Annotated in this window: 8 protein-coding genes, 1 tRNA gene and 2 pseudogenes; 8 read left to right on the top strand and 3 right to left on the bottom strand. The window is 51.7% G+C overall.

The genetic code is table 11. The annotated features are described in order from the left end of the window. Positions 1–138 (bottom strand): insA N-terminal domain protein (locus tag BFF42_RS03045; RefSeq protein WP_001645659.1); only part of this gene is annotated, 138 nt, incomplete at its 3' end. 143 nt (positions 139–281) lie between these two features. Here BFF42_RS03045 and lpfE point away from each other — a divergent pair. From lpfE to dppF, 8 genes and pseudogenes are all read left to right on the top strand, one after another. Beyond that, on the top strand, positions 282–806 hold the full coding sequence (gene lpfE / locus BFF42_RS03040; RefSeq protein WP_000831422.1) for a long polar fimbrial protein LpfE: 525 nt from the start codon (positions 282–284) through the stop codon (positions 804–806). A gap of 252 nt (positions 807–1,058) precedes the next feature. Then, entirely contained in the window at positions 1,059–2,750 is a 1,692-nt protein-coding gene (gene eptB, locus BFF42_RS03035; protein WP_001269222.1) for a kdo(2)-lipid A phosphoethanolamine 7''-transferase, read from the top strand. 91 nt (positions 2,751–2,841) lie between these two features. Further along, a tRNA-Pro gene (locus BFF42_RS03030) sits at positions 2,842–2,917 on the top strand. A gap of 744 nt (positions 2,918–3,661) precedes the next feature. Next, a pseudogene (dppA, locus tag BFF42_RS03020) lies at positions 3,662–5,269 on the top strand (dipeptide ABC transporter substrate-binding protein DppA). 307 nt (positions 5,270–5,576) lie between these two features. Next, a pseudogene (gene dppB, locus BFF42_RS03010) lies at positions 5,577–6,594 on the top strand (dipeptide ABC transporter permease DppB). Between the two features lie 9 nt (positions 6,595–6,603). Beyond that, positions 6,604–7,500, top strand: a complete 897-nt coding sequence (gene dppC, locus BFF42_RS03005; RefSeq protein WP_000084670.1) for a dipeptide ABC transporter permease DppC — start codon at positions 6,604–6,606, stop codon at positions 7,498–7,500. A gap of 10 nt (positions 7,501–7,510) precedes the next feature. After that, positions 7,511–8,494 carry a dipeptide ABC transporter ATP-binding protein gene (gene dppD, locus BFF42_RS03000; protein WP_000243527.1) on the top strand — a complete coding sequence of 328 codons (984 nt, stop codon included), beginning with the start codon at positions 7,511–7,513 and terminating at the stop codon, positions 8,492–8,494. Beyond that, a complete protein-coding gene (gene dppF / locus BFF42_RS02995; RefSeq protein ID WP_000107017.1) occupies positions 8,491–9,495 on the top strand; it encodes a dipeptide ABC transporter ATP-binding subunit DppF in 1,005 nt (334 codons plus the stop codon). Before dppD ends, dppF begins: the two co-directional genes overlap by 4 nt. A 29-nt stretch (positions 9,496–9,524) precedes the next feature. On the opposite strand, the gene BFF42_RS02990 is transcribed toward dppF, so the two are convergent. After that, positions 9,525–10,796 carry an aromatic amino acid transport family protein gene (locus tag BFF42_RS02990; RefSeq protein WP_039060420.1) on the bottom strand — a complete coding sequence of 424 codons (1,272 nt, stop codon included), beginning with the start codon at positions 10,794–10,796 and terminating at the stop codon, positions 9,525–9,527. Positions 10,797–11,023: 227 nt separating this feature from the next. After that, positions 11,024–11,309, bottom strand: a 286-nt coding sequence (locus BFF42_RS02985; RefSeq protein WP_000318964.1) for an integrase core domain-containing protein, incomplete at its 5' end; no start/stop codon positions are given.

Raw genomic sequence — 11,309 nt, 5'->3', positions numbered from 1 at the left:
GGTGTAAGTGAACTGTAGTTGCCATGTTTTACGGCAATGAGAGCAGAGATAGCGCTGATGTCCGGCAGTGCTTTTGCCGTTACGCACCACGCCTTCAGTAGCGGAGCAGGAAGGACATCTGATGGAAATGGAAGCCACGCAAGCACCTTAAAATCACCATCATACACTAAATCAGTAAGTTGGCAGCATTACCCTTATCCCGTTAGCACTACCGGAAAATTACCCGCTGCCGGGGATTATAGCGGTATTGCTACCATACATGTCGAACTGGAGTAACAGTCATGAAGCGAACAATACTTGCGTTATGCCTGCTGCCTCTTTCCTTTTCGTCATTCGCGGCAACCACGGATTTAGGGCCGAAAGGAACATTGAAATTCACCCTTAAAATCAGCCAGGGTGCTTGCGAACTGGTGAAAGACAGCGTTGAGGTTGACATGGGCACCGCGGTTCTCAAAAAGCCGGTAAGAATCGGAACGGAAATTAATCCCACTCCTTTTTCCATCGGCCTGAAAAACTGTAGCGAAGTGGTCAGAGCCTACGTGACTATGGACGGTACACCCAATGCAGACGACTCAAATCTTTTTGCGCTGGATGCGGGTGGCGCTACAGGCGTTGGGCTGAAAATCAAAACCGCTGCTGGAGTACAACAGTTCCCGGAAAATACAACGCCGACACCGGTTGAGTTTGCAATTAACGGTGATGGCGCACATCAACTGAACTATATCGCCAGCTACGTGCCTATTCGCGCCGATGCAACTATTGGTCGCGCAGATGCAACGGTCGACTTTACTGTACAGTACGAATAATTTCACATCTTAAGGGCCAGTTAACTGGCCCTTTTTACTGCTTTTTGTAACGCTAAAGTCTCTTTTCAAACTTGCATTTTTGTAAATTTGTGCTTCATGCACACTCTTTCCCCACACTTTTTCGCTTTGCTGTGGTCTACTTATTCGCGCGTGTAGATTTTACTTATCTGACTACCTCCGCACTTTTCCCCTGCCGGGCCTGAAAAGCCGCGAAGCAGGGTGTTATCACCTGTTTGTCCAGGGTTTGTTTGCATGAGATACATCAAATCGATTACACAGCAGAAGCTGAGCTTTTTGCTTGCAATCTATATTGGCCTTTTTATGAATGGCGCGGTTTTTTATCGCCGCTTCGGCAGCTATGCGCACGATTTTACCGTCTGGAAAGGCGTTTCTGCTGTTGTTGAACTGGCCGCCACCGTACTGGTGACCTTCTTCTTACTACGTCTTCTATCGCTGTTTGGCCGCCGCAGCTGGCGTATTCTGGCATCGCTGGTGGTGCTCTTTTCCGCAGGTGCCAGCTATTACATGACCTTCCTTAATGTGGTCATTGGTTATGGCATCATCGCTTCCGTCATGACCACCGATATCGACCTGTCAAAAGAAGTTGTTGGTCTGAACTTTATTCTCTGGTTAATCGCCGTTAGTGCATTGCCTCTTATCCTTATCTGGAATAACCGTTGTCGCTACACCTTGCTCCGACAACTGCGAACCCCAGGGCAGCGTATTCGCAGCCTGGCGGTCGTCGTACTGGCGGGTATTATGGTTTGGGCACCGATTCGTTTGCTGGATATCCAGCAGAAGAAAGTGGAGAGGGCGACCGGCGTTGATTTGCCGAGTTATGGCGGTGTCGTAGCGAACTCTTATCTGCCATCAAACTGGCTTTCTGCGTTGGGGCTGTATGCCTGGGCGCGGGTCGATGAATCTTCCGATAATAATTCATTGCTTAATCCGGCGAAGAAGTTTACATACCAGGCTCCACAAAACGTTGATGATACTTATGTCGTGTTTATCATCGGTGAAACCACGCGTTGGGACCATATGGGTATTTTCGGCTATGAGCGTAATACCACGCCGAAACTGGCCCAGGAGAAAAATCTGGCGGCGTTCCGTGGTTACTCCTGTGATACCGCAACCAAACTCTCACTGCGTTGCATGTTTGTACGTCAGGGGGGCGCGGAAGATAATCCGCAGCGCACATTAAAAGAACAGAACATTTTCGCGGTTCTGAAGCAGTTAGGATTCAGTTCTGACCTCTACGCTATGCAGAGCGAAATGTGGTTCTACAGCAACACGATGGCGGACAACATTGCTTATCGTGAGCAGATTGGTGCGGAGCCACGTAATCGTGGCAAGCCGGTAGATGATATGTTGCTGGTAGACGAAATGCAGCAATCGCTAGGGCGCAACCCGGATGGTAAGCATCTGATCATTCTGCATACCAAAGGTTCGCATTTTAACTACACCCAGCGTTATCCGCGTAGCTTCGCGCAGTGGAAGCCGGAATGTATTGGTGTTGATAGCGGCTGTACCAAAGCGCAGATGATCAACTCCTATGACAACTCGGTGACCTATGTGGATCACTTTATCTCCAGCGTGATTGATCAGGTTCGCGATAAGAAAGCGATTGTGTTCTACGCAGCTGACCACGGTGAGTCAATTAATGAACGCGAGCACCTGCACGGCACGCCGCGTGAATTGGCACCGCCGGAGCAGTTCCGCGTACCGATGATGGTCTGGATGTCAGATAAATATCTGGAAAATCCGGCCAATGCGCAGGCATTTGCGCAGCTGAAAAAAGAAGCCGACATGAAAGTGCCACGCCGTCACGTAGAGCTGTACGATACCATCATGGGTTGTCTTGGCTATACTTCACCGGATGGTGGAATTAACGAAAACAACAACTGGTGTCACATCCCGCAGGCAAAAGAGGCAGCGGCTAACTAAGCGGCCTGCTGACTTTCTCGCCGATCAAAAGGCATTTTGCTATTAAGGGATTGACGAGGGCGTATCTGCGCAGTAAGATGCGCCCCGCATTCGGTGATTGGCGCAGCTTGGTAGCGCACTTCGTTCGGGACGAAGGGGTCGAGGTTCGAATCCTCTATCACCGACCAAATTCGAAAAGCCTGCTCAGCGAGCAGGCTTTTTTGCATTTGAAGCCCATGAGGATGAGAACCTCCGGGGGCTGGGAGGTTCGACTCGACGTAGGCCTGATAAGACGCGCCAGCGTCGCATCAGGCAACGGCACCGCACTTATTGTCGGATGCGGCGCGACCGCCTTATTCGACCAACACACCACACATTTTCCTGCCAACTTTGCGCCCCATATCTCACTATCCATTAACGGATTTGTGACAGAAACCATTGTCTTTTTTTATATTTGCTTAAATCTTTTTTTGCGTTACTTATGGCTGGCGCTGGCATTTTCCGCTGTGCGTTTTAGCGTTCATGGTATTAATCGCTCAGATATCCACCTTTTCCTCAGATTTTTTTCATTAAATTCATAAAACTTAATCACCAAATGTTGCTAAATATTAAGCTGATTGTTCTGGTTATGTTGGAGTAGCACAAATTTCTCTGCTGCAAATAGCTGTTTGAAGTTTTTTTAATCTTTGTTTGTGGATTCTCACCGTTGGTGTAAATCCCGGTTGGCTGTATTGACGTTTTCACATTCTGTTGACAGATTGTAGGTCACGAGGGGCATTTTATGGAGGATCCGCACTGTTACACTGATGTTAATTAGTACGGCATCCCCACCTCATAACGTTGACCCGACCGGGCAAAAAACAAAAAAGGTCAGGCAGCGACAACCCACTGCAAAGGGTTAAAACAACAAACATCACAATTGGAGCAGAATAATGCGTATTTCCTTGAAAAAGTCAGGGATGCTGAAGCTTGGTCTCAGCCTGGTGGCTATGACCGTCGCAGCAAGTGTTCAGGCTAAAACTCTGGTTTATTGCTCAGAAGGATCTCCGGAAGGGTTTAACCCGCAGCTGTTTACCTCCGGCACCACCTATGACGCCTCTTCCGTACCGCTTTATAACCGCCTGGTTGAATTTAAAATCGGCACCACTGAAGTGATACCGGGCCTCGCTGAAAAGTGGGAAGTCAGCTAAGACGGTAAAATCTATACCTTCCATCTGCGTAAAGGTGTGAAGTGGCACGACAATAAAGAATTCAAACCGACGCGTGAACTGAACGCCGATGACGTGGTGTTCTCGTTCGACCGTCAGAAAAACGCGCAAAACCCGTACCATAAAGTCTCTGGCGGCAGCTACGAATACTTCGAAGGCATGGGCTTGCCGGAGCTGATCAGTGAAGTGAAAAAGGTGGACGACAACACAGTTCAGTTCGTACTGACTCGCCCGGAAGCGCCGTTCCTCGCTGATCTGGCAATGGACTTCGCCTCTATTCTGTCAAAAGAATATGCTGATGCGATGATGAAAGCCGGTACACCGGAAAAACTGGACCTCAACCCAATCGGAACCGGTCCGTTCCAGTTACAGCAGTACCAAAAAGATTCCCGTATCCGCTACAAAGCGTTTGATGGCTACTGGGGCACCAAACCGCAGATCGATACGCTGGTCTTCTCTATTACCCCTGATGCTTCCGTGCGTTACGCGAAATTGCAGAAGAATGAATGCCAGGTGATGCCGTACCCGAACCCGGCAGATATCGCTCGCATGAAGCAGGATAAATCCATCAACCTGATGGAAATGCCGGGGCTGAACGTCGGCTACCTCTCGTATAACGTGCAGAAAAAACCGCTGGATGACGTGAAAGTTCGCCAGGCACTGACCTACGCGGTGAACAAAGACGCGATCATCAAAGCGGTTTATCAGGGCGCGGGTGTATCAGCGAAAAACCTGATCCCGCCAACCATGTGGGGCTATAACGACGACGTTCAGGATTACACCTACGATCCTGAAAAAGCGAAAGCCTTGCTGAAAGAAGCGGGTCTGGAAAAAGGTTTCTCCATCGACCTGTGGGCGATGCCGGAACAACGTCCGTATAACCCGAACGCTCGCCGCATGGCGGAGATGATTCAGGCAGACTGGGCGAAAGTGGGCGTGCAGGCCAAAATCGTCACCTACGAATGGGGTGAGTACCTCAAGCGTGCGAAAGATGGCGAACATCAGACGGTAATGATGGGCTGGACTGGCGATAACGGGGACCCGGATAACTTCTTCGCCACCCTGTTCAGCTGCGCCGCCTCTGAACAAGGTTCTAACTACTCAAAATGGTGCTACAAACCGTTTGAAGATCTGATTCAACCGGCGCGTGCTACCGACGACCATAACAAACGCGTTGAACTGTACAAGCAAGCGCAGGTGGTGATGCACGATCAGGCTCCGGCACTGATCATCGCTCACTCCACCGTGTTTGAACCGGTACGCAAAGAAGTCAAAGGCTATGTGGTTGATCCATTAGGCAAACATCACTTCGAAAATGTCTCTATCGAATAATTAAAAGCCATACAAGACTGATGGTAAAGGCAAAACTGCCTGATGTGCTCCGCTTATCAGGCCTACGAAAATTCTGCAATGTATTGAATTTGCACGATTTTGTAGGCCGGATAAGGCGTTAACGCCGCATCCGGCATAAACAAAGCGCACTTTGTCAACAATCTGTATACCCGGTGGCGCTGTGCCTCTGCGTGCAGCGCCATCCGGCAGCAATACTTCATTCTCTGTCCGACAAGGGCGGGAATTGATTTGTGAGCAATACAGACACGCAGTTCCAGGCTGCGGGTCACTATAGAGAATCCGGGTTATGTTGCAGTTTATTCTCCGACGTTTGGGACTCGTCATCCCCACGTTTATCGGTATTACCCTTCTCACATTTGCCTTTGTCCACATGATCCCGGGCGATCCGGTGATGATCATGGCAGGCGAACGTGGGATCTCCCCTGAGCGTCACGCGCAGCTGCTGGCTGAACTCGGCTTAGATAAACCGATGTGGCAGCAGTATCTCCATTACATTTGGGGCGTAATGCACGGCGATCTAGGCATTTCAATGAAAAGCCGAATTCCAGTATGGGAAGAGTTCGTGCCGCGCTTTCAGGCCACGCTGGAACTTGGCGTCTGCGCGATGATTTTGCTACGGCAGTCGGTATTCCGGTTGGTGTGCTGGCTGCGGTTAAACGCGGTTCCATTTTCGATCACACTGCAGTTGGCCTGGCGCTGACCGGCTACTCGATGCCGATCTTCTGGTGGGGCATGATGCTGATCATGCTGGTTTCGGTGCACTGGAACCTGACGCCCGTCTCCGGTCGCGTGAGCGATATGGTGTTCCTCGATGACTCCAATCCGTTAACCGGTTTTATGCTAATCGACACCGCCATCTGGGGTGAAGACGGCAACTTTATCGATGCCGTCGCCCATATGATCTTACCTGCCATTGTGCTGGGTACTATTCCGCTGGCGGTCATTGTGCGTATGACACGCTCCTCGATGCTGGAAGTGCTGGGCGAGGATTACATCCGCACCGCGCGCGCCAAAGGGCTAACCCGCATGCGGTGATTATCGTCCATGCGCTGCGTAACGCGATGCTGCCGGTGGTGACCGTTATCGGCCTGCAGGTGGGAACATTGCTGGCGGGGGCGATTCTGACCGAAACCATCTTCTCGTGGCCCGGTCTGGGACGCTGGTTGATTGACGCACTGCAACGCCGCGACTATCCGGTAGTGCAGGGCGGCGTATTGCTGGTGGCGACGATGATTATCCTCGTCAACTTGCTGGTCGATCTGCTGTACGGCGTGGTGAACCCGCGTATTCGTCATAAGAAGTAAGGGGACATCATGTCACAGGTTACTGAAAATAAAGTGATTAGCGCACCGGTGCCGATGACCCCGTTACAGGAGTTCTGGCACTATTTTAAACGCAACAAAGGCGCGGTCGTCGGGCTGGTTTACGTCGTCATCGTGCTGTTCATCGCGATCTTTGCCAACTGGATTGCACCCTATAACCCGGCGGAACAGTTCCGCGATGCACTGCTCGCCCCGCCAGCCTGGCAGGAAGGCGGCAGCATGGCGCACTTGCTGGGCACCGATGACGTAGGCCGTGATATGCTGTCGCGCCTGATGTACGGTGCGCGCCTGTCGCTGCTGGTTGGCTGTCTGGTAGTTGTGTTATCGCTGATTATGGGCGTTATTCTCGGCCTGATCGCCGGTTACTTTGGCGGCCTGGTCGATAACATCATTATGCGCGTGGTCGATATCATGCTGGCGCTGCCAAGTCTGCTGCTGGCGCTGGTGGCAATTTTCGGCCCGTCGATTGGTAACGCCGCGCTGGCACTGACCTTCGTTGCCTTGCCGCACTATGTGCGCTTAACCCGCGCCGCCGTGCTGGTGGAAGTTAACCGCGATTACGTCACCGCGTCTCGCGTGGCGGGTGCCGGGGCGATGCGTCAGATGTTTATTAACATCTTCCCGAACTGCCTTGCGCCGCTGATTGTTCAGGCGTCGCTCGGTTTCTCTAACGCCATTCTCGATATGGCTGCTCTTGGTTTCCTCGGCATGGGGGCACAGCCGCCAACGCCGGAGTGGGGCACCATGCTCTCCGACGTGTTGCAGTTCGCGCAAAGCGCCTGGTGGGTCGTGACCTTCCCGGGTCTGGCGATCCTGCTGACGGTGCTGGCATTTAACCTGATGGGTGACGGTCTGCGTGACGCGCTCGATCCCAAACTGAAGCAGTAAGAGGTTCGAGATGGTGTTATTAAATGTAGATAAATTATCGGTGCATTTCGGCGACGAAAGCGCACCGTTCCGCGCCGTAGACCGCATCAGCTACAGCGTAAAACAGGGCGAAGTGGTTGGGATTGTGGGTGAGTCCGGCTCCGGTAAGTCGGTCAGTTCCCTGGCGATTATGGGGCTGATTGATTATCCGGGCCGCGTAATGGCGGAAAAACTGGTGTTTAACGGTCAGGATTTGCAGCGTATATCAGAAAAAGAGCGCCGCAACCTGGTGGGTGCCGAAGTGGCGATGATCTTCCAGGACCCGATGACCAGCCTTAACCCGTGCTACACCGTGGGTTTCCAGATCATGGAAGCGATTAAGGTGCATCAGGGCGGCAACAAAAGTACCCGCCGTCAGCGGGCGATTGACCTGCTGAATCAGGTCGGTATTCCCGATCCGGCTTCGCGTCTGGATGTTTACCCGCATCAGCTTTCCGGCGGCATGAGCCAGCGCGTGATGATCGCCATGGCGATTGCCTGTCGACCAAAACTGCTGATTGCCGATGAGCCGACCACCGCGCTGGACGTGACCATTCAGGCGCAAATCATCGAACTACTGCTGGAGCTACAGCAGAAAGAGAACATGGCGCTGGTGTTGATTACCCATGACCTGGCGCTGGTGGCGGAAGCTGCGCATAAAATCATTGTGATGTATGCAGGCCAGGTGGTGGAAACGGGCGATGCGCACGCCATCTTCCATGCGCCGCGTCACCCGTATACTCAGGCATTGCTGCGTGCGCTGCCAGAATTTGCTCAGGACAAAGAACGTCTGGCGTCGTTGCCAGGTGTCGTTCCCGGCAAGTACGACCGCCCGAACGGCTGCCTGCTTAACCCGCGCTGCCCCTATGCCACTGACAGATGTCGCGCTGAAGAACCGGCGCTGAATATGCTCGCTGACGGGCGTCAGTCCAAATGCCATTACCCACTTGATGATGCCGGGAGGCCGACACTATGAGTACGCAAGAGGCCACCCTGCAACAACCGCTGTTGCAGGCTATCGACCTGAAAAAACATTATCCGGTGAAGAAAGGCATGTTCGCGCCGGAACGTCTGGTTAAAGCGCTGGATGGCGTTTCGTTTAACCTTGAACGTGGCAAAACGCTGGCAGTAGTGGGCGAATCTGGCTGCGGTAAATCGACCCTCGGTCGGTTGCTGACGATGATTGAAACGCCCACCGGTGGCGAGCTGTATTACCAGGGGCAGGATCTGCTTAAGCACGATCCGCAGGCGCAGAAGCTGCGTCGGCAGAAAATCCAGATCGTCTTCCAGAACCCTTACGGTTCGCTGAATCCGCGTAAAAAAGTCGGGCAAATTCTTGAAGAGCCGCTGCTGATCAACACCAGCTTAAGCAAAGAACAGCGTCGGGAAAAAGCCCTGTCGATGATGGCGAAAGTCGGCCTGAAAACCGAGCACTATGACCGCTATCCGCATATGTTCTCCGGCGGTCAGCGTCAGCGTATCGCCATCGCCCGTGGTCTGATGCTCGACCCGGATGTGGTGATTGCCGATGAACCGGTTTCCGCGCTGGATGTTTCAGTGCGCGCGCAGGTGCTGAATCTGATGATGGATTTGCAGCAGGAGTTGGGGCTGTCTTATGTCTTTATCTCCCACGACCTGTCGGTGGTGGAGCACATTGCTGATGAAGTGATGGTGATGTACCTGGGCCGCTGCGTGGAGAAGGGAACGAAAGACCAAATCTTCAATAACCCGCGCCATCCGTACACTCAGGCGCTACTTTCCGCGACGCCGCGCCTGAACCCGGACGATCGCCGCGAGCGCATCAAGCTCAGCGGTGAACTACCAAGCCCACTGAATCCACCGCCGGGTTGCGCCTTCAACGCCCGCTGTCGTCGGCGCTTCGGCCCCTGCACCCAGTTGCAGCCGCAGCTAAAAGACTACGGCGGTCAACTGGTAGCTTGTTTTGCTGTTGATCAGGATGAAAATCCGCAGCGTTAACTCACAAAACCGGGGCCATGCGCTCCGGTTTACTCAATCAGCTTCAACAGTGGCGACAAGCATAGCAAAATGCCGTAAAGCAGAATTAGCCAGGCTTTAAATCCGCGAAGTTTTTCCAGTTGTGCGACTTTATAGATCAGGAAAAACGGAATGAGGCACGACACAATGCCATATAACGGGCTTCCCAACTGAAAGAACACCAGCACCGATACACGAAACGAAACCCAAATCGTCAACGTAATGACGATAAAAGCGCAGATCGCCAGAGTCAGCATGCGTGAGTTAATTTTCTTGGTATCAATAATTCGGCTTAACAGATTGAGAATAATGCCTTTAATAGCCTCGTGGAAACCGAGATAAATGCCAAAGAATGCGGTCAGTACGGCAAAGATATTCAGCACCGTAGAGGTGATATGAATGATATGTCCAGGGATCACCTGCGCGGCCAGTGCCAGTGCCGAGATATTTTGTTCAAAGGCAGAAACGGCTTCTTCGTGGCTAATTGAGAAGGTAAACGAAAAGGCAAAAAACAGGATCACCGCGATGAGCGTGATATAACTAATTCGGTGGGTACGCAGCGCGAGCCGGGTTGCCAGTACTTTATCTGCTTCCCGTTTACGATAGGCAATATTCATTGGGTTAAGTACCTGAATAAATACCGCAGAAAAGAAGCAAAATGGAATTGTAAGCAGGACATCGCGGAAAAAGACGGAGGCTTGCGGGAAGGCGGTTATATTGGCGAAATTCCAGTGCGGGATCATCGCAAAACCGAACACGACAATAATCCCTACTTTGACCACCACCATTGGCCCGGAAATCTTAAACAGTAATCGTTCACTACCAGACGCAATCGCTACCAGTACGGCGAAAATAGCGACTTTATAAAGTAGAGATTGTGAAAGATCGGCATCGGTTAAACCGAAGGTTTTCAGGTACGAGGCGCTGTCGAAAACCACGGAGAGAGAGTAGATAAAAATCCCGTGGATAATCATCAAAAAGTAGATAACCCCGAGGAAAATTCCCCAGTTCTTCCCCAGGTAATGACTGATAATATCGGTGTAGTCATTACAGGAATCGCTTTCAGAAAGGGTTTTTAAATAAATGTCCTGCACTACCCAGGTGGCAGGATAAGCAATGATCGCTGCGGTAATAAATACCCAAATTCCCTTCAAGCCAATTTGTACTGGCATCAGCACGGTTCCGGCACCAATCGCCATGCCTATGCATAATAAAACCCAGCCGAAGTCGTAGCGTGTAAACGGCAATTTCTGATTGTGTTTCGATAGTGTGTTGTGCTGCATAAAGTCCTGTCCAGAAAGAAGTCGGCCTCGCAAAAATGAATAAACCCAGTTTCTCTTGCGCAACAGGTGGAGAAGTCGAATACGCAGTATGTAAAAAATGAGGCAACAGATTCACTGGGGAGGTCGCGAGGAGGCGCAATTCTACAAAATTGCGCATTTCACTACCAGTCTGGAGTCAGCCCGGATATGAACTGCAACTATTGCAAATAAAGAAATTGGATTTGCCCCTATATTTCCAGACATCTGTTATCACTTAACCCATTACAAGCCCGCTGCCGCAGATATTCCCGTGGCGAGCGATAACCCAGCGCACTATGCGGATGCCATTCGTTATAATGCTCGAACGCCTCTGCAAGGTTCTTTGCTGCCGTTAACCCGTCTGGTTTGGGCATGATACTGATGTAGTCACGCTTTATCGTTTTCACGAAGCTCTCTGCTATTCCGTTACTCTCCGGACTCCGCACCGCCGTGTTCTTCGGTTCAAGTCCCAACATCCGGGCGAACTGGCGTGTT

The organism is Shigella sp. FC1661, from assembly GCF_001712525.1.
Taxonomy (GTDB): domain Bacteria; phylum Pseudomonadota; class Gammaproteobacteria; order Enterobacterales; family Enterobacteriaceae; genus Escherichia; species Escherichia coli.
Note: the sequence above shows the minus strand (reverse complement) of the source record. Positions and strands in the feature narration are given on the sequence as shown.